General features: G+C 54.4%; 11 protein-coding genes. 9 read left to right on the top strand and 2 right to left on the bottom strand.

What is annotated here, in order from left to right:
• Positions 1 to 4 precede the first annotated feature (4 nt).
• The 4 genes from OGY37_RS17450 to OGY37_RS17465 all read left to right on the top strand — a co-directional run bounded on the left by OGY37_RS17450 (position 5) and on the right by OGY37_RS17465 (position 8,953).
• The gene (locus OGY37_RS17450) at positions 5 to 793 is read left to right on the top strand and encodes an ABC transporter ATP-binding protein (RefSeq protein ID WP_286621359.1); all 789 of its coding nucleotides are present in this window, start codon (positions 5 to 7) and stop codon (positions 791 to 793) included.
• 10 nt (positions 794 to 803) lie between these two features.
• A complete protein-coding gene (gene nirB, locus OGY37_RS17455) occupies positions 804 to 4,868 on the top strand; it encodes a nitrite reductase large subunit NirB (protein WP_286621361.1) in 4,065 nt (1,354 codons plus the stop codon).
• A complete protein-coding gene (locus tag OGY37_RS17460; RefSeq protein ID WP_286621364.1) occupies positions 4,865 to 7,465 on the top strand; it encodes a nitrate reductase in 2,601 nt (866 codons plus the stop codon). The genes nirB and OGY37_RS17460 overlap by 4 nt, the downstream gene beginning before the upstream one ends.
• A gap of 102 nt (positions 7,466 to 7,567) precedes the next feature.
• The gene (locus tag OGY37_RS17465) at positions 7,568 to 8,953 is read left to right on the top strand and encodes a YchO/YchP family invasin (protein ID WP_050542097.1); all 1,386 of its coding nucleotides are present in this window, start codon (positions 7,568 to 7,570) and stop codon (positions 8,951 to 8,953) included.
• A gap of 21 nt (positions 8,954 to 8,974) precedes the next feature.
• On the opposite strand, the gene narL is transcribed toward OGY37_RS17465, so the two are convergent.
• Both narL and narX read right to left on the bottom strand, forming a co-directional pair.
• Positions 8,975 to 9,625, bottom strand: coding sequence for a two-component system response regulator NarL (gene narL / locus OGY37_RS17470; RefSeq protein WP_003833392.1), 651 nt, complete (start codon positions 9,623 to 9,625; stop codon positions 8,975 to 8,977).
• Positions 9,618 to 11,414: a nitrate/nitrite two-component system sensor histidine kinase NarX gene (narX, locus tag OGY37_RS17475; RefSeq protein ID WP_003833391.1), complete on the bottom strand. Its 1,797-nt coding sequence runs from the start codon at positions 11,412 to 11,414 to the stop codon at positions 9,618 to 9,620. Before narX ends, narL begins: the two co-directional genes overlap by 8 nt.
• Positions 11,415 to 11,754: 340 nt before the next feature.
• On the opposite strand from narX, the gene OGY37_RS17480 reads away from it, so the two are divergent.
• From OGY37_RS17480 to narI, 5 genes are all read left to right on the top strand, one after another.
• The gene (locus OGY37_RS17480; RefSeq protein WP_003833390.1) at positions 11,755 to 13,146 is read left to right on the top strand and encodes a NarK family nitrate/nitrite MFS transporter; all 1,392 of its coding nucleotides are present in this window, start codon (positions 11,755 to 11,757) and stop codon (positions 13,144 to 13,146) included.
• A 396-nt stretch (positions 13,147 to 13,542) separates the two neighbouring features.
• Positions 13,543 to 17,286 (top strand): nitrate reductase subunit alpha, encoded by a 3,744-nt coding sequence (locus OGY37_RS17485; RefSeq protein WP_286621366.1) that lies wholly within the window; start codon positions 13,543 to 13,545, stop codon positions 17,284 to 17,286.
• A complete protein-coding gene (gene narH / locus OGY37_RS17490; protein WP_003833388.1) occupies positions 17,283 to 18,821 on the top strand; it encodes a nitrate reductase subunit beta in 1,539 nt (512 codons plus the stop codon). Before OGY37_RS17485 ends, narH begins: the two co-directional genes overlap by 4 nt.
• Positions 18,818 to 19,528 carry a nitrate reductase molybdenum cofactor assembly chaperone gene (gene narJ, locus OGY37_RS17495; RefSeq protein ID WP_286621368.1) on the top strand — a complete coding sequence of 237 codons (711 nt, stop codon included), beginning with the start codon at positions 18,818 to 18,820 and terminating at the stop codon, positions 19,526 to 19,528. The genes narH and narJ overlap by 4 nt, the downstream gene beginning before the upstream one ends.
• Positions 19,528 to 20,205: a respiratory nitrate reductase subunit gamma gene (narI, locus tag OGY37_RS17500; protein ID WP_003833386.1), complete on the top strand. Its 678-nt coding sequence runs from the start codon at positions 19,528 to 19,530 to the stop codon at positions 20,203 to 20,205. Before narJ ends, narI begins: the two co-directional genes overlap by 1 nt.
• Positions 20,206 to 20,516: the final 311 nt, after the last annotated feature.

Raw genomic sequence — 20,516 nt, forward strand, 5'->3', positions numbered from 1 at the left:
CAACATGAAACCCATTATTCAGGTCCAGGCGGTCAGCCAACGTTTTTCGACCGCCAGCGGTGAGTTCCTCGCGCTACACAATGTCTCTTTTGATATCCATGAAGGGGAGACAGTGAGTTTGATTGGTCACTCCGGTTGCGGAAAGTCGACGCTTTTGAATCTGATTGCCGGCATTACGTTACCAACTGAAGGTGGCCTGATTTGCGATCACCGCGAAATCGCCGGGCCGGGGCCTGAGCGGGCGGTCGTTTTCCAAAATCATTCGCTGCTGCCGTGGCTGACCTGTTTCGACAACGTAGCCCTGGCCGTCGATCAGGTATTTCGCCACACCATGAGTAAAGCCGAGCGACGTGAGTGGATCGAATACAACCTGCACCGCGTCCAGATGGGGCACGCGATGCACAAACACCCCGGTGAAGTCTCTGGTGGGATGAAGCAACGCGTGGGTATTGCCCGGGCACTGGCGATGAAACCCAAAGTCCTGCTTATGGATGAACCGTTTGGCGCACTGGATGCGCTCACCAGGGCACATTTGCAGGATACGGTGATGCACATCCAGCAGTCACTGAATACCACCATTGTGCTGATCACTCACGACGTTGATGAAGCGGTGCTACTTTCCGACCGGGTTCTGATGATGACCAACGGGCCAGCGGCGACGGCGGGCGAGATCTTGACGGTTGATTTACCGCGCCCACGCAATCGGGTCCAGCTTGCCGATGACAGCCGATACCACCACCTGCGACAACGCATTCTCCATTTTCTGTATGAGAAACAGCCGAAGGCGGCGTAAGGAGGGGAAGATGACGCGACTGGTCATTGTGGGTCATGGCATGGCGGCAACTCGTCTGATTGAGGCGCTTGTTATGTACAAAAACGGCGGCATTTCCGTCACCGTTATTGGTGAAGAGCCGCAGCTTGCCTACAACCGGATCCAACTTTCACCGGTGCTGGGGGGAGAAAAGCCCTTTGCGCAAACTTTGCTTCATCCGGCGCAGTGGTATCTCGATCACGGCGTGACGGTTCTGAGCGATGAAGCTGTGTTGGCCGTTGATGCCACCAGCCGCAGCCTGACCACCACAAAACGGCTTTTGTTCTGGGATGAGCTGGTATTTTCCACCGGATCGTATTCGTTTATTCCGCCCATTCCAGGCGTCCAACAACCGCATGTTCATGCTTTTCGCACGATGCAGGATGTCGAGGCGATTCTCCAGCAGTCTGGGCCAAAGGTGGTGCTGGGTGGTGGCGTTCTCGGCGTGGAGGCCGCGGCAGCCTTACGTCTTCACGGTGACGATGTCACGTTGATTCATCGCGCGGGAAGGTTGATGGAACAACAGCTTGATCAACAGGCCAGCGATCTGCTGCAGGCGCAACTAACAGGACGTGGTATTCGCTGCGAGCTTAGTTCTGGGCTCGTCAGTATCGAAGCCGACTGCGTAACGTTGCTGGATGGCCAGCGTATTGCGGCGGATGGCGTGGTGATTGCCACGGGGGTTAAACCCAATATCTCCCTGGCGCAGGAGTGCGGTGCTGTTTGTCAGCAGGGGATTGTGGTGGATGAACAGCTTCGCACCTCAATGCCCGGCATTAGCGCCGTCGGGGAATGCTGCGAGATTAACGGCCAGACGTGGGGACTGGTTGCGCCGTGCCTGAAACAGGCTGAGGTGTTGGCTGCGCGACTAGCGGGTTTTATCGGTGCCGGATTTGGTTGGCAGGCGAGTGGAACGCGCCTCAAGGTGACGGGAATTGATCTGTTTAGTGCAGGCGTAACGGACACGACGGCGACGGATGCCACCCTGAGCACATACGATCCGCTCAGCGGGCACTATCGCCGCTTGCTGACGCGTGATGGAAAACTCCATGGTGTGCTGCTGATGGGCGATTGCCATAGCGCAGCGCCATTAACCGATTTGCTGGCCCAGGGGGCGACAGCACACTCCGACTGGCTCTTCGACCGCTTTGATACGCAGCCATCGGCTGCAGGACAGATGACGATGACAAAACCGACACTGGCTGTTGTGGGACACGGTATGGTTGGCCACCATTTTCTTGAGCAATGCGTTAGCCGTAATCTGCATTTGCATTATCACATTGTGGTGTTTGGCGAAGAACGTTATGCCGCCTATGACCGGGTGCATCTGTCAGAGTATTTCGCCGGGCGCAGCGCGCAATCACTTTCGCTTGTCGCTGATGATTTCTTTGCCCGTAATGGCATAGAGCTACGTTTGGGGCAATGCGTGACCGAGATCGATCGTGAGATGCACGTCATCCGCAACGCCGACGGACATGAAACCCACTGGGATTCGCTGGTACTTGCCACCGGATCGTATCCATTTGTCCCCCCTGTGAAAGGTGGGGACTCACCCGCCTGCTTTGTTTATCGTACGTTGGACGATTTAGATGCCATTGCAGCGAAAGCGAAAAGTGCGCGCCGCGGGGTGGTGATCGGCGGTGGCCTGCTTGGTCTGGAGGCTGCGAACGCGCTGCGTCAGCTTGGGCTGGAAACGCATGTTGTTGAGTTTGCCGCTAATCTGATGGCGGTGCAGCTGGATAACGCCGGTGCCGCGATGTTACGAGAAAAGATAGAGGCGCTTGGCGTTGGCGTCCACACCGCAAAATCAACCACGGAAATTGAAAGTACCACTGACGGACTGGTACTGCACTTTGCCGACGGCGAAAAGCTGGAAACCGAAATGGTGGTTTTTTCTGCGGGTATTCGTCCGCAGGATGCGCTGGCGCGTCGCAGCGGTTTAGATATTGGCGAACGCGGTGGGATTTGTATCGATAGCCACTGTCGCACGTCAGATGACGCCATTTTTGCAATCGGCGAATGTGCGTTGTGGGAAGGGCGAGTCTTTGGCCTTGTCGCGCCGGGATATCAAATGGCGCGGGTAGTCGCCGCACAGCTGGCCGGAGAAGATGTCAGCTTTAGCGGGGCGGATATGAGCACCAAGCTCAAGCTGCTGGGCGTTGATGTTGCTTCTTTTGGCGATGCGCATGCCCGTACGCCGGGCGCGAAAAGCTATCAATGGACGCATGGTCCTGAGCAGATCTACAAAAAGATCGTCGTCAGCGCAGAGGGCAAAACGCTGTTGGGCGGAGTGCTGGTTGGCGATGCTGGCGATTACGCCACGCTATTGCAAATGATGTTGAATGGGATGCCGCTTCCTGGTCAGCCGGAATCGCTGATCCTGCCCGCGCTGGCGGGCGGTGCGCCAAAAGCGCTTGGGGTTGCGGCATTGCCCGATACAGCGCAAATCTGCTCTTGTCATAACGTCAGTAAGGCCGATATATGCCGGGCGGTAAGTGCTGGTGTGACGGACATTGGCGCCATCAAACAGTGCACTAAAGCAGCGACCGGTTGTGGCGGATGCAGCGCGCTGGTGAAACAAGTGATGGAGCACCAACTTGCGGCCCAGGGCGTTGAGGTCAAAAAGGATATCTGTGAACATTTTCCCTGGTCGCGCCAGGAGATTTATCACCTTGTACGGGTGAACCATATCCATACTTTCGAACAGTTGATTAGCCGTTACGGCCATGGTCACGGCTGCGAAATCTGTAAACCTCTGGTGGGGTCAGTGCTGGCGTCCTGCTGGAATGAGTATCTGCTTAAACCTGCGCACTTACCGCTGCAGGACACGAACGATCGCTATTTTGCCAATATTCAAAAAGACGGTTCCTATTCTGTGGTCCCGCGTATGCCTGCGGGAGAGGTCACACCGGACGGCCTGATCGCCATAGGACAGATTGCGAAACGTTACCAGCTGTACAGCAAAATCACCGGCGGGCAACGGGTGGATCTTTTCGGCGCGCGTCTGGAACAGTTACCTGATATCTGGCGCGAACTGGTGGCTGCGGGGTTTGAAACAGGGCATGCGTACGGGAAGTCGTTGCGAACGGTGAAGTCTTGCGTTGGCTCGACTTGGTGTCGCTACGGCGTACAGGATTCAACGGCAATGGCGGTGATGCTTGAAAATCGCTACAAAGGGTTGCGTGCACCACACAAAATTAAAATGGCGGTGTCCGGTTGTACCCGGGAGTGCGCCGAGGCACAGAGCAAGGATGTGGGCGTCATTGCGACGGATAAAGGCTGGAATCTCTATCTGTGCGGCAATGGAGGAATGAAACCACGCCATGCCGATTTGTTTGCCAGTGATTTAGATGATACCGCGCTGATGCGCACTATCGACCGTTTCCTGATGTTCTACATTCGCACCGCGGATCGTCTGCAACGTACCAGCACCTGGATGGATAACCTGGAAGGGGGCATTGCGTATTTGCGTGAAGTGATCCTCGACGACAGTTTAGGGATTGCCAGTGAACTGGAACAAGAGATGGCGCGGGTTGTGGAAAGCTACCAGTGCGAATGGCAAACCACGCTCAGTAGCCCGCAGCGTCTGGCGCTGTTTCGTTCATATATCAATAGTGATGAGGCGGATGAGACGGTTGCCCGCGCGCCTTTACGCGGGCAACCGCAGTTGGCTAAACCTGCATCCAGGGGCCGTGAGTCATTACCGACAAAACCCTGGCAGGAGATATGCGCCCTTGATGCAATCCCTGAGCAGGCGGGTATTGGCGCACGTCTGGGAGATGTGCAAATTGCATTATTCCGCTTTGGGCAGACGATTTATGCCCTTGATAACCTTGAACCCGGTAGCGCTGCGCAGGTGTTATCGCGCGGTATTCTGGGGGATGTGCAGGGTGAGCCGATTGTTATCTCGCCGCTGTATAAACAACGTATTCGTCTGCGCGATGGCCGCCAGTATGACAGCGGAGAACAGGCGGTACGCGCCTGGCCGGTGAAAGTGGAGGCGGGCAAAGTGTGGGTGGGAACTCAGGCGCTGATCCTGCGGGCGGAGGCATCATGAGTGAGACTCGTACAACGTGCCCGTACTGTGGCGTTGGCTGCGGCGTGATTGCGCAGGTAGACAATAATGGCGTCACCGTCAGAGGTGACCCCGAACATCCGGCAAACTTTGGCCGCTTATGCGTCAAAGGCGCGGCGCTGGCTGAAACCACAGGACTTAGCGGCAGGTTGTTGCAACCGATGGTGGATGGCGAAACGGCGAGTTGGTCGCAGGCGCTGGACACCGCCGGTGAACGTCTGCGCGCTATCATCGCTCAGCATGGCCCGCATGCCGTAGCCTTTTATGCCTCCGGGCAACTGCTGACGGAGGATTACTATGCGGCGAATAAGCTGATGAAAGGCTTCATTGGCGCGGCCAATATTGATACCAATTCGCGGCTTTGTATGTCGTCTGCGGTGACCGGATACAAGCGGGCGCTAGGAGCGGATGTCGTGCCCTGCAGTTATGAGGACATCGACTGCAGTGATTTGGTGGTATTGGTGGGATCGAATGCAGCATGGACGCATCCGGTGCTGTATCAGCGTCTGGTGCAGGCGCGTAATGCTAATCCGTCGATGAAAGTCGTGGTTATCGATCCTCGCTGCACCGCAACCTGTGATATCGCCGATCTGCATCTTTCCCTGCTGCCCGGTAGCGATGCTGGGCTGTTTGTTGGCTTACTGAACAGGATTGTGGCTGAGGGTAATGCGCAAAGTGAATTTGATGACGCTGCAGAAACGTTTGCTATTGCGCGCGACTGGAGCCTCGCGCGTGTGGCGCAGTTTTGCGGGCTGGATGTTGCCGATATTGTCACCTTCTATGACTGGTTTATGCGCGCGCCAACAGCCATCACGCTATACACCATGGGCATTAACCAGTCTGCCAGCGGTAGCGATAAGTGTAATGCGATTATTAACGTGCATTTGGCCAGCGGTAAGTTTGGTCGACAGGGGTGCGGCCCATTTTCGCTGACCGGGCAACCCAATGCGATGGGCGGCCGGGAAGTTGGCGGGTTGGCGACGCAGCTGGCGGCGCATATGAATTTTGAACCCCAGGATCTTGCCCGCCTGTCCCGCTTCTGGGGCACTGAAAGGTTGGCGCAGACGCCTGGTTTGATGGCCGTGGATTTGTTTGAGGCGATCGGTAAAGGCGACGTTAAAGCGGTATGGATCATGGGGACAAACCCGGCGGTGTCATTACCGGACAGCCATGCCGTGTGTCAGGCGTTGGCAGCCTGTCCACTGGTGATTGTCTCTGAAGTCGTGGCAGACACGGACACCAGCCGCTACGCGCATATTCGGTTTCCGGCTCAGGCCTGGGGCGAAAAAAACGGTACAGTGACGAACTCAGAACGACGGATCTCGCGCCAGCGCGCATTTTTACCAGCGCCGGGTGAGACGAGGGCGGACTGGTGGATCGTCGCGCAAATAGCGAAACAGTTGGGTTTTGCCCATGCGTTTGGCTGGCAAAGCGCATGGGAGGTATTTTGTGAACATGCGGCGCTTTCCGGTTATGAAAACAGGGGGGAACGTGCATTTGATATCGGCGCGTTAGCGGAGCTGACGCATCAACAGTGGGATGAGATGACGCCGGTTCGCTGGCCAGTGAGTACCGGCTCATCAACGCTAAATTTTTGGCAGGGGTGGCGTGGTAACCAACGTTTACGCCTGGTATCTGTTACGCCACAGGGGATGAAAACTGCCTGTGATGCCCTCTATCCATTGGTGCTAAACAGTGGTCGCATTCGCGATCAGTGGCACACTATGACGCGGACGGGGACGATTTCACGCCTGATGCAGCACATCAATGAACCGCTGGTAGAAATTGCACCAGAGGATGCCTATCGCTTAAAGCTGAATGAAGGTGCGCTATGCCGGGTTAACTCCCCGCGCGGCGTAATGGTTGGTAGGGTGACCATTCACCGTGGGCAGCGGCCAGGGAACGTCTTCACTTCAATGCATTGGAATAATCATTTTGCCCGTCAAGGACGGGTAAATGCATTGGTGGCGCCGATTTGTGACCCTGACTCTGGACAGCCGGAAAGCAAACAGACAGCGGTGCGCATTATGGCATGGCAGCCCCGGTGGCAGGGAGAGCTGTTTTGTCGCTCCGCGCTGACGTTACCGGGGTTCGTTCACTGGTGGCGCAAAAGTGCTGACAATGCCGTGCGTTATACGCTGGCGGGCGACAGCGATATTACTGCGTGGCTGCAACAATATTGTGTGACGCAAGGCTGGCAACTTCAGCAGGCGAAATGGGAGCAGGGACTGAATCTGTTGGCCTGGCATGAAGGAAAGCTGATGCTTGGGCTCTGGTCAGCGGCAACGCTGCCGCAGATTGATGATGCGGCGATCCTCTGCGCATTCATGCAAACGCCGGAAAACGCTCAGACTCGTCATGCCCTGTTGGGCGGGAAACCCGGTGGTATTACGGCTGATAAGGACGCGACTATTTGTAGTTGTTACAGCGTAGGAGAAAAGGCCATTACCCAGGCTATCGCTAACGGTTGTGATACGGTTCAGGCATTGGGAAAAGCGTTACGTTGCGGGAGTAATTGCGGCTCGTGTATTCCGGAACTGAAGACATTACTGGCACAAAAAATCACACTCAATGATTAAGGATATTCCTGAAAATTTGAGAAAAAGCTGCAAAGGGGACGTCGGACAGGTAGGATTTACGCTGTGGTCCCCAAATTCAATGATATAAAAGCCAGTAACGATTTGAGCCGTTTTGTTTGCTGCAGATTTTCTCTTCTCCTACTCTTGCCGCTGGCAGGCGGTATTGCCAGCGCACGGACATCTTTTATTTACCAGGCCGAAAACCCTTTCGATAACAATAGTGATGGTTTACCCGATCTCGGTCTGGCGCCGGAGTCGCGGGCAGGCGAAAAGCACTTTGCTGAAATGGTCAAAGCGTTTGGTGAAGCCAGCATGACCGATAACGGGCTTGATACGGGTGAACAGGCGAAGCAGTTCGCATTTGGTCAGGTGCGTGACACGGTCAGCGAACAGGTTAATCAGCAACTGGAATCCTGGCTCTCTCCCTGGGGAAACGCCAGCGTTGGATTGCAGGTGGATAACGAAGGCAGCTTTACCGGAAGTCGGGGAAGCTGGTTTATCCCATGGCAGGACAATCCACGTTATCTTACCTGGAGCCAGTTGGGGCTGACGCAACAGGACGAAGGTTTAGTCAGCAATGCGGGGATTGGGCAGCGCTGGGTACGCGACGGCTGGTTTCTGGGTTACAACACCTTTTATGACAACCTGTTGGATGAAAATCTGCCCCGGGGAGGCCTTGGCGCCGAGGCGTGGGGCGAATACTTGCGCTTATCCGCTAACTATTACCAACCGTTGTCCTCCTGGCAGGAGCGTTCCGCAACCCAGGAACAACGGATGGCCCGCGGCTACGACCTGACTGCGCAAATGCGCATGCCGTTCTATCAACACCTCAATACCAGCGTCAGCGTGGAACAGTATTTTGGCGACCGGGTGGATCTGTTTCATTCCGGAACCGGGTACCACAATCCTGTGGCGGTGAATCTGGGATTGAGCTATACGCCGGTGCCGTTGATTACCGTGACGGCACAACATAAGCAGGGCGAAAGCGGAATCAGCCAGAATAACCTCGGCTTAACGCTGAATTACCGATTTGGCGTACCGCTAAAAAAACAACTGATGGTCAGCGAGGTGGCAAATAGCCGATCGCTGCGCGGCAGTCGTTATGACGATCCGCAGCGTAACAATCTGCCGACGCTGGAATATCGTCAGCGTAAAACATTGTCGGTATTTTTGGCCACGCCGCCCTGGGATCTCAAGTCTGGTGAGTCGGTGGCGCTGAAGCTGCAGGTGCGTAGTTTGCATGGGATCCGCCATTTAACCTGGCAGGGTGATACCCAGGCGTTGAGTTTAACGGCGGGTAGCGATAACCGAAGCGTGCAAGGTTGGACGATTATTATGCCGAAGTGGGACAGCAGCGAAGGCGCGACAAACCGCTGGCGGTTGTCTGTGGTGGTAGAAGATGAGCAGGGTCAGCGTGTCTCTTCCAATGAGATCACGCTATCACTGACCGAACCGTTTATTACCGTTTCGGAAAATGATCCTCGTTAGCAATGAAGCATCAACGCGTTATCAGAAAATGCGTTCCTGATGTACCCATACCGCGGCTTCGACGCGTGATTTGAGCTTCATTTTCTTCAACATATGCTTCACATGGACTTTTACCGTACTTTCAGTGATGTCCAGACGACGGGCGATCATCTTGTTCGGCAGCCCCTGGGCAATGAGCTTGAGAATGTCGCGCTCACGCGGTGTCAGTTGGGTGACATCACGGTCCGACGTTGCACGATTAGCACGCAGGCTGGCGGCCAGAACCGGTGTTAAGGCTTCACTCAGCACCATTTCACCGGCCGCTGACTGCTGTAAGGCTTTGAGTAAATCTTCAGGCTCCATATCTTTCAGCAGATAACCGTCAGCGCCGCGTTTCAGTGCGGTAACTACGTCTTCTTCATGATTGGATACGCTAAACACAACGATACGGCCCGACAGTGACTTTTCACGCAGCTTATCGAGAGTTTCCAGGCCGTTCATGCCGGGCATGTTGAGATCAAGCAGGATCAGATCGGGATCAAGGGATTCAGCCAGCTCGATACCCTGCTCACCATTGCTGGCTTCGCCGACAACGGTAATATCGGGCGCCATGCTGACAAGCTGTTTTACACCGGTTCGCAGCATCGGATGATCGTCGATCAACAGGATGGTTGCCGGTTCCAGATTACTCATGGGTATCTCCTTGGACTTCTGTGAAGTTTGTTTCGGGAATAAAAGTGACAGCAACTTCAGTACCGCCCGTCTCGCGACGGCGTACGCGGCAATCGCCGCGCAAGCTCTGCGCACGGTCGCGCATTATAATCATGCCGTAGTGGTTACTGCGTTCGGCGTTTTCCGGTACGCCGCAGCCGTTATCTTGCACTGTTAGTTTGACCTGCTTGCCATTTTGCACCACCGTCACGACCACTTCATTGGCCTGAGAGTGTTTAAGTGCATTACTCAGGGCTTCGCGCGCAATTTGTAGCAGGTGAATCGCCTGATGCGAAGGGACCAGGCGTGGCGGTAGCTGATAATCCAGCTTAACCGTAAATCCAAAACGGGCGCTGTACTCCTGACAGCTGGCTTCCAGCGCCGGCCGTAATCCAGGTTCTGTGAGCTGTAAACGGAAGGTGGTTAACAGTTCACGCAGTTGTGCCCACGAAGCATTCAGCTCGTTACGAATCTGGCTGAGCAACTCGCGACAGTTATCTGAAAGCGCATCGCCCTGCATCTGCAAACAGCTAACCTGCATCTTCATACAAGAGAGCGATTGTGCAATAGAATCATGAAGTTCGCGTGCAATGGTGGCACGCTCTTCCATCACGATCAACTGCTGTTGACGCTCCTGATGTCTGTCGAGCGCGAGCGTTGCGGTCAGTTGCTCAACCAGGGTATCAACCAACTGCTGCTGATCGTGACTGAGATGGCGTCCGTTCGGCAAAGTAGCGAGCAGGATACCATACTGGGTATGTGCATCGGTCAGCCGCCATTTCAATGTAATCCCGCCGTCAATCGCGGGCAGCGTTCCGCGAGGACACAGATGGCATCCTTTCTCATCACAGCTGGCATTGGACTGACAGGTAAATTCCTGATGATTGTCTTCATCTTCCAGGTCGTAAACCCGGAGTTCAATATCATGCAGCAAGGTCAAATTTTGCAGACCATTCAGTACCGGAGAGAGGCGTTCGCACAACGGCACCTGAGAGTGCAGGCGGCGGTTGGCTTGCCACAGAAAAGAAAGGATCTGATTTTTGTGCTCCAGACCCGCCGTTTTCTCCTGTACCCGCTGTTCCAGCACGGCGTAACTTTCGGCCAGTTCTTCCGACATATTATTCAGTGCCGAGCCCAGAGCGGCCATCTCATTACGCCCGCTGATACGCGCGCGTTGGGTAAAATCACGTTGGCTGACGGCTCGCGCCATCGCCAGCAGCTGTTTCCACGGCTCTAACAGGCGCACGCGCAGCCAGATAATGGTGAAAACCAACAGCAATGCCATAAATATGGCCATCAGGCGATGCAGCAGGACGACGCGTTCAATGCGTAATTCAGTGGTATGGTCAAAGGCGGTAACCAGCTTATCCAGACCGCCTACAAAGCGTGTCACATCCTGCGCTACCGCATCAGGCGTTTGCGCATGCGCAAGCCCCGGCGCCAGTTCAGTGTGCCAGTAATCCTGTAGTGCTTTTAACTGCGCCTGTTGTCCGTCTCGCTTTGCGGCACGCGTCAACTCCGGGCTAAACGCCGTTTTCTCCATTTCATCCAGAAGCGGTTGATCGCTAGCGTCCAGCGGTACGGCTGCCAGCAGGCGATAACTCTGCATGCGCAGCGATCCCGCTTTGTTGATTGCATGGGCGCTACCCTGAACGCCCTGAACCAGCCAGCCGGAGACAGCCATACCCGCCACGCCGATGGCTGTGGACAATAAAACAATCAGCGCCACCTGGTTGACCAGCGTAAGCGGGGAGAGACAACGTTTAAACATGGTGACTTGTTCCTTCGGGTTTTCGTCGAACAGAAAACCTTATTGAATGACGATTCTGCTGCAGGCAGTGGCGTTATTCTCGGCGATACACTGGAGTATACCCATACCTCAAACGGGCTACCTCTTAATTGCCAGTGGAGGGAGAGATCCTGGGCGAGGGGGAGTAGGGGGCGACAGAAGCGTGAAAAACCACATCTTTTTTACCGAAGTTATGTACTCATTTAGGGTAATGATAAATTTTAGGCATGAATAATGACACCTTTTCCTTTGATTTATATCAACTTACCTCCAGCTGTAAACCCTAATGTTGCAGGCATCGAAACAAGTATCAGAGGTGTCTATGAGTCACTCATCTGCCCCGGAAAGGGCATCTGGAGCTGTAATTACCGAATGGCGGCCGGAAGATCCCGCCTTCTGGCAGCAGCGTGGTCAACGAATCGCCAGCCGTAACCTGTGGATTTCCGTCCCTTGCTTGCTGCTGGCGTTTTGCGTGTGGATGTTATTTAGCGCCGTGGCGGTGAACTTACCGAAAGTCGGATTTGATTTCACCACTGAACAGCTGTTCATGCTGACGGCATTACCTTCTGTGTCCGGCGCGCTGCTGCGTGTTCCGTACTCCTTTATGGTTCCCCTGTTTGGTGGACGTCGCTGGACAGCGTTTAGCACCGGTATCCTGATCATTCCTTGCGTATGGTTAGGTTTTGCGGTGCAGGATACTTCCACGCCGTTTAGTACCTTTATTATTATCTCTCTGTTGTGCGGTTTCGCCGGTGCGAACTTTGCGTCCAGCATGGCAAACATCAGTTTCTTCTTTCCAAAACAGAAACAGGGTGGTGCGCTGGGTCTGAACGGTGGCCTGGGCAACATGGGCGTCAGCGTGATGCAGTTGGTTGCGCCGCTGGTGGTTTCACTGTCAATCTTTGCCGCATTTGGTAGCCACGGGGTTGAACAACCGGATGGAACACAGCTGTATCTGGCAAACGCCGCATGGATTTGGGTACCGTTCCTTGCGGTGTTAACGCTGGCTGCATGGTTTGGTATGAATGAACTGGCAACCTCAAAAGCGTCGCTGAAAGAGCAATTGCCGGTGCTGAAACGTGGGCATCTGTGGATTATGAGCCTGCTGTATCTGGCAACCTTCGGTTCATTCATCGGTTTCTCTGCCGGTTTTGCCATGTTGTCAAAAACGCAGTTTCCTGAGGTACAGATCTTGCATTACGCCTTCTTTGGACCGTTGATTGGCGCGCTGGCTCGTTCAGCGGGCGGCGCAATCTCTGACCGTCTGGGCGGAACCCGTGTAACGCTGGTGAACTTCGTGCTGATGGCAATTTTCAGTGCCTTACTGTTCCTGACGCTGCCATCAAACGGCGTTGGCGGCAACTTTATCGCCTTCTTCGCGGTGTTCCTGGCATTGTTCCTGACGGCTGGTCTGGGGAGTGGTTCAACCTTCCAGATGATCTCCGTTATCTTCCGCAAGCTGACGATGGACAGAGTGAAAGCTGAAGGCGGTTCAGAAGAGAAAGCAATGCGCGAAGCAGCAACAGACACTGCGGCAGCGTTGGGCTTTATCTCAGCCATTGGTGCGATTGGCGGCTTCTTTATCCCGAAAGCATTTGGTACGTCTCTGGCGTTAACCGGTTCTCCGGTCGATGCGATGAAAGTATTTCTGATCTTCTATGTCGCTTGTGTGGTCATCACTTGGGCGGTGTACGGACGTCATTCTAAAAAGTAAAAAAGTAGTAGCAGTTGATTATCCATTGCGCGGTGTTAGACCGCGCTTTTTTTTTGTTCTAAATTAGTTACAACATACTTATATGTGAGCTCATGACGAAAGTCTGCGAAAACGGTGCTGGTAATATGCCTGGCAGGGGGGATACCCCTTAATACCCACTTATATAGAATTTAACATTTGTATGATAAGTGATTTTAATAAAATCATTTAAATTCAATATGTTGACTGTTTTATTAATATCCTACTAAGGGGGTATGTGAAAATCGACCCTCTGTTTTCATCCCTGCATGCCTTGATCGTTATCAATTCTCACGCCCTTTCAGAGCGTTACCTTCGCTCTCAATCAAGCAATGTCGATTTATCAGAGAGCCGTCAGGCTCCTACAGGAGAAAACCGATGAGTAAATTCCTGGACCGGTTTCGCTACTTCAAACAGAAGGGCGAAACCTTTGCCGATGGGCATGGCCAGCTTCTCAATACCAACAGGGACTGGGAGGACGGATACCGCCAGCGTTGGCAGCATGACAAAATCGTGCGTTCAACCCACGGGGTAAACTGCACGGGCTCATGCAGCTGGAAAATCTATGTGAAAAATGGTCTGGTGACCTGGGAGACCCAGCAAACTGACTACCCACGCACGCGTCCAGATATGCCTAACCACGAGCCTCGCGGCTGCCCACGTGGTGCAAGCTATTCCTGGTATCTCTACAGCGCTAACCGTCTGAAATACCCGCTGATGCGCAAACGTCTGATGAAGATGTGGCGTGAAGCAAAAAGACTGCACAGCGATCCGGTAGACGCATGGGCATCCATCATCGAAGACGCCGACAAAGCAAAAAGCTTCAAACAAGCGCGCGGTCGTGGTGGGTTTGTTCGTTCTTCCTGGCAGGAAGTGAATGAACTGATTGCTGCATCTAACGTTTACACCATCAAAACCTATGGCCCTGACCGCGTTGCAGGCTTCTCTCCGATCCCAGCGATGTCGATGGTTTCTTATGCTTCCGGCGCACGCTATATGTCGCTGATTGGCGGTACCTGCCTGAGCTTCTACGACTGGTACTGTGACCTGCCGCCGGCTTCCCCACAGACCTGGGGCGAGCAGACTGACGTACCGGAATCTGCTGACTGGTATAACTCCAGCTATATTCTTGCATGGGGCTCTAACGTCCCGCAGACCCGTACTCCGGATGCACACTTCTTTACCGAAGTTCGCTACAAAGGGACCAAAACGGTAGCAATTACCCCGGACTACGCAGAAATCGCCAAACTCTGCGACCTGTGGCTGGCACCGAAGCAGGGAACCGATGCGGCAATGGCAATGGCGATGGGCCACGTCATGCTGCGCGAGTTCCACCTCGATAACCCGAGCCAGTACTTCACCGACTACGTTCGTCGTTATACCGACATGCCAATGCTGGTGATGCTCGAAGAGCGCGACGGCTACTATGCTGCTGGTCGTATGCTGCGTGCAGCGGATCTGGTTGACTCCCTGGGCCAGGAAAATAATCCGGAATGGAAAACCGTCGCTATCAACAGCAACGGCGATATGGTTGCGCCAAACGGTTCAATTGGCTTCCGTTGGGGTGAAAAAGGCAAATGGAACCTCGAGCAGCGCGACGGCACGTCTGGTGATGAAACCGAACTGCAGCTCAGCCTGCTGGGTAGCCAGGATGATATCGCCGAAGTGGGCTTCCCGTACTTTGGCGGCGAAGGCACCGAGCACTTCAGCAAAGTAGAACTGGAAAACATTCTGCTGCATAAATTGCCGGTTAAACGCCTGCAACTCGCCGATGGCTCTACCGCGCTGGTGACCACCGTTTACGATCTGACTATGGCCAACTACGGCCTGGAACGTGGTCTGAACGATGAAAACTGCGCAACCAGCTACGATGACGTGAAAGCGTACACACCGGCCTGGGCAGAAAAAATCACTGGCGTATCACGTTCTCAGATCGTACGCATCGCTCGCGAATTTGCGGATAACGCCGATAAAACGCACGGTCGTTCGATGATTATCGTCGGTGCGGGTCTGAACCACTGGTATCACCTCGATATGAACTATCGTGGCCTGATCAATATGCTGGTGTTCTGCGGCTGTATCGGCCAGAGCGGCGGCGGTTGGGCCCACTATGTCGGCCAGGAAAAACTGCGCCCGCAAACCGGCTGGCAGCCGCTGGCGTTTGCGCTTGACTGGCAGCGTCCGCCTCGTCATATGAACAGCACCTCCTACTTCTATAACCACTCCAGCCAATGGCGCTATGAGACGGTTACTGCGCAGGAACTGCTGTCTCCGATGGCAGACAAATCCCGCTACAGCGGTCATTTGATTGACTTTAACGTTCGCGCTGAACGTATGGGCTGGTTGCCATCTGCGCCGCAGTTAGGGACTAACCCGCTGCGTATCGCCGAAGAAGCGCAGAAAGCAGGCATGACGCCGGTGGATTACACCGTTAAATCCCTGAAAGAAGGTTCAATTCGCTTTGCGGCAGAGCAGCCGGAAAACGGTAAAAACCATCCGCGTAATCTGTTTATCTGGCGTTCTAACCTGCTCGGTTCTTCCGGTAAAGGCCACGAGTACATGCTGAAGTATCTGCTGGGTACTGAACATGGTATTCAGGGCAAAGATCTCGGCCAGCAGAGCGGCGTGAAGCCGGAAGAAGTGGAATGGCAGGATAACGGACTGGACGGCAAACTGGATCTGGTCGTTACGCTGGACTTCCGCCTGTCGAGTACTTGTCTGTATTCCGATATCGTGCTGCCGACCGCAACCTGGTATGAAAAAGACGATATGAATACCTCGGATATGCATCCGTTTATTCATCCCCTGTCTGCAGCCGTTGACCCGGCCTGGGAATCGAAGAGCGACTGGGAAATCTATAAAGCTATCGCCAAAAAGTTCTCTGAAGTTTGCGTGGGCCACCTCGGTAAAGAAACCGATGTCGTTACGCTGCCAATTCAGCACGACTCCGCTGCCGAACTGGCGCAGCCATTAGACGTGAAGGACTGGAAAAAAGGTGAATGTGACCTGATTCCTGGTGTTACCGCGCCGCATATCATGACCGTTGAGCGTGATTATCCAGCAACCTACGAGCGTTTCACCTCCATCGGCCCGCTGATGGAAAAAATCGGTAATGGCGGTAAAGGGATTGCCTGGAATACCCAGAGCGAAATGGATCTGCTGCGTAAGCTCAATTACACCAAGGCTGAAGGTCCGGCAAAAGGCCAGCCGATGCTGGATACCGCAATTGATGCAGCCGAGATGATCCTGACGCTGGCGCCGGAAACTAACGGTCAGGTAGCCGTTAAAGCCTGGGCTGCGCTGAGTGAATTTACCGGTCGTGACCATACGCATCTGGCGCTGAATAAAGAAGACGAAAAAATTCGCTTCCGCGATATTCAGGCGCAGCCGCGCAAAATTATCTCCAGCCCGACCTGGTCAGGACTGGAAGATGAACACGTGTCTTATAACGCCGGCTATACCAACGTTCACGAGCTGATCCCATGGCGTACGCTGTCTGGTCGCCAGCAGTTGTATCAGGATCATCAGTGGATGCGTGACTTTGGTGAAAGCCTGCTGGTTTACCGTCCGCCAATCGACACCCGTTCGGTGAAAGCGGTGATCGGCGAGAAATCAAACGGTAACCCGGAAAAAGCGCTCAACTTCCTGACGCCGCACCAGAAATGGGGTATCCACTCCACTTACAGCGACAACTTGCTGATGCTGACGCTGTCACGCGGTGGCCCGATTGTGTGGATGAGCGAAGTCGATGCGAAGGATCTGGGAATCGAAGATAACGACTGGATCGAAGTCTTCAACAGCAACGGTGCGCTGACGGCACGTGCAGTTGTCAGCCAGCGTGTACCGGCCGGGATGACCATGATGTACCACGCGCAGGAACGTATCGTTAACCTGCCGGGTTCAGAAATCACCCAACAGCGTGGTGGGATCCACAACTCGGTGACCCGTATTACGCCGAAACCGACCCATATGATCGGCGGCTATGCGCAGCTGGCCTACGGCTTTAACTACTACGGTACCGTCGGTTCAAACCGTGATGAGTTCGTAGTTGTACGTAAGATGAAGAACATTAACTGGTTGGATGGCGAAGGCAATGACCAGGTACAGGAGAGCGTAAAATGAAAATTCGTTCACAAGTCGGCATGGTGCTGAATCTCGATAAGTGCATCGGCTGCCACACCTGTTCAGTGACCTGTAAAAACGTCTGGACCAGCCGTGAAGGTATGGAGTACGCCTGGTTCAACAACGTCGAAAGTAAGCCTGGCGTTGGCTTCCCGAACGACTGGGAAAACCAGGAAAAATGGAAGGGCGGTTGGATCCGTAAAATCAACGGCAAACTGCAGCCGCGCATGGGTAACAAAGCGCTGCTGTTGGGTAAAATCTTTGCTAACCCGCATCTGCCGGGCATGGATGATTACTACGAGCCGTTTGATTTTGACTACCAGACGTTGCATAACGCCCCGGCAGACAGCAAAGCACAGCCAATTGCTCGTCCACGCTCGCTGATCACCGGTCAGCGAATGGATAAAATCACCAGCGGTCCGAACTGGGAAGAAATTCTGGGCGGTGAGTTTGAAAAACGCGCCAAAGACCAGAACTTCGAAAACATGCAGAAGGCGATGTACGGTCAGTTCGAAAACACCTTCATGATGTACCTGCCGCGTCTGTGTGAGCACTGCCTTAATCCGGCGTGTGTGGCGACCTGTCCGAGCGGCGCTATCTACAAGCGTGAAGAAGATGGCATCGTGCTGATCGACCAGGACAAGTGCCGCGGCTGGCGTATGTGTATCACCGGCTGCCCGTACAAGAAGATCTACTTCAACTGGAAGAGCGGGAAATCTGAGAAGTGCATCTTCTGCTACCCGCGTATCGAAGCCGGTCAGCCGACCGTTTGCTCCGAAACCTGTGTAGGTCGTATCCGTTACCTCGGCGTACTGCTGTATGACGCAGATGCGATCGAAAGTGCAGCAAGCACCGAGCACGAGAAAGATCTGTACCAGCGTCAACTGGACGTGTTCCTCGATCCGAACGATCCGGCTGTTATTGAACAGGCGCTGAAAGATGGTATTCCGCTGAGCGTCATTGATGCCGCACAGCAGTCTCCGGTTTACAAAATGGCGATGGACTGGAAGCTGGCGCTGCCGCTGCATCCGGAATACCGCACACTGCCGATGGTCTGGTACGTGCCGCCATTGTCACCGATTCAGTCAGCTGCTGATGCGGGCGAGCTGGGCAGCAACGGTATTCTGCCGGATGTTGACAGCCTGCGTATTCCGGTTCAGTACCTGGCGAACCTGCTGACCGCAGGTGACACCCAACCTGTACTGTTGGCGCTGAAACGTATGCTGGCCATGCGTCACTACAAACGTGCGGAAACTGTTGACGGCAAAGTTGATACCCGTGCACTGGAAGAGGTGGGCTTAAGCGAAGCACAGGCACAGGAAATGTATCGTTACCTGGCAATCGCGAACTACGAAGATCGTTTCGTGGTACCGAGCAGCCATCGTGAACTGGCGCGTGACGCGTTCCCGGAGAAAAGCGGTTGTGGCTTTACCTTCGGCGACGGTTGCCACGGTTCTGATACTAAATTCAATCTGTTCAACAGCCGCCGCATCGACGCTGTCGATGTGACCAGCAAAACGGAGCCGCACCAATGATTGAACTCGTCATTGTTTCGCGTCTGCTCGAGTACCCGGATGCTGCCTTGTGGCAGAATCAGCAGGAACTTTTCGATGCACTCGCGTCATCTGAGAACCTGGATAAAGAGGATGCCCAGGCTCTGGGCGTTTTCCTGCGCGATCTAACCGCGCAGGACATGCTGGATGTGCAGGCCGCCTACAGCGAACTGTTTGACCGTGGCCGCGCGACATCGCTGCTGCTGTTTGAACATGTTCACGGTGAATCCCGCGATCGCGGTCAGGCTATGGTTGACCTGATGGCACAGTATGAGCAGCACGGTTTGCAGCTCGACAGCCGCGAACTTCCCGATCATCTGCCGCTGTATCTGGAATACCTTGCGCAACTGCCGAAAAGCGAAGCGCTAGGTGGCTTACAGGATATTGCGCCGATTCTGGCGCTGCTCAGCGCTCGTTTGCAACAGCGTGAAAGCCGTTATGCGGTGCTGTTCGATCTGCTGTTAAAACTGGCGAATACCGTTATCGACAGCGATAAAGTGGCTGAAAAAATTGCGGATGAAGCCCGTGACGATACTCCACAAGCGCTGGATGCGGTCTGGGAAGAAGAGCAGGTGAAATTCTTCGCCGATCAGGGGTGTGGCGAGTCGGAAATCTCCGCTCACCAGCGTCGTTTTGCCGGGGCCGTTGCGCCGCAGTATCTGAATATCACCACCGGAGGACAGCAATAATGCACTTCCTGAATACGTTCTTCTTTGACATCTATCCGTACATCGCGGGTTCTGTCTTTCTGATCGGCAGCTGGCTGCGTTATGACTATGGGCAATATACATGGCGTGCGGCTTCCAGTCAGATGCTGGATCGCAAAGGGATGAATCTGGCGTCAAACCTGTTTCACATCGGGATCCTGGGTATCTTTGCAGGGCACTTCCTTGGCATGTTGACGCCGCACTGGATGTATGAAGCCTGGCTACCGCTTGAAGTGAAACAAAAGATGGCAATGTTTGCGGGCGGTGCCAGTGGCCTGATGTGTCTGATTGGTGGCGTACTGCTGCTTAAACGTCGTCTGTTCAGCCCACGCGTGCGGGCCACCACCACCGGAGCGGATATTCTGATCCTCTCACTGCTGGTGATCCAGTGTGCGCTGGGCCTGCTGACCATTCCGTTCTCCGCCCAGCATATGGACGGTAGTGAGATGATGAAGCTGGTGAACTGGGCGCAGACAGTGGTGACCTTCCAGGGCGGAGCGTCTCAATATCTGGATGGTGTTGCGTTCATTTTCCGTATGCACCTGGTGCTGGGTATGACGCTGTTCCTGTTGTTCCCATTCTCGCGTCTGGTACACATCTGGAGCGTCCCGGTCGAATATCTGACACGCAAATACCAGATTGTTCGCGCGCGTCACTAATCGTATATTTGAGAATGACAAAACCCTGCTTCGGCGGGGTTTTTTTATGCCTGTTTGCCGGATGGCGGCGCAAGCGCCTTATCCGACCTACGAAGGTATCAGCGAGTGCTGTAGGCCTGATAAGCGTAGCGCAGCAGACAAATAGCGGGCACGTATCGAGTTTGTAGGCCTGATAAGCGCAGCGCATCAGGCAAATAGCGGGCACGTATCGAGTTTGTAGGCCTGATAAGCGCAGCGCATCAGGCAAATAGCGGACACGTATCGAGTTTGTAGGCCTGATAAGCGCAGCGCAGCAGACAAATAGCGGGCAC

Source organism: Citrobacter sp. Cpo030 (genome assembly GCF_030333005.1).
GTDB classification, from domain to species: Bacteria; Pseudomonadota; Gammaproteobacteria; order Enterobacterales; family Enterobacteriaceae; genus Citrobacter; species Citrobacter portucalensis.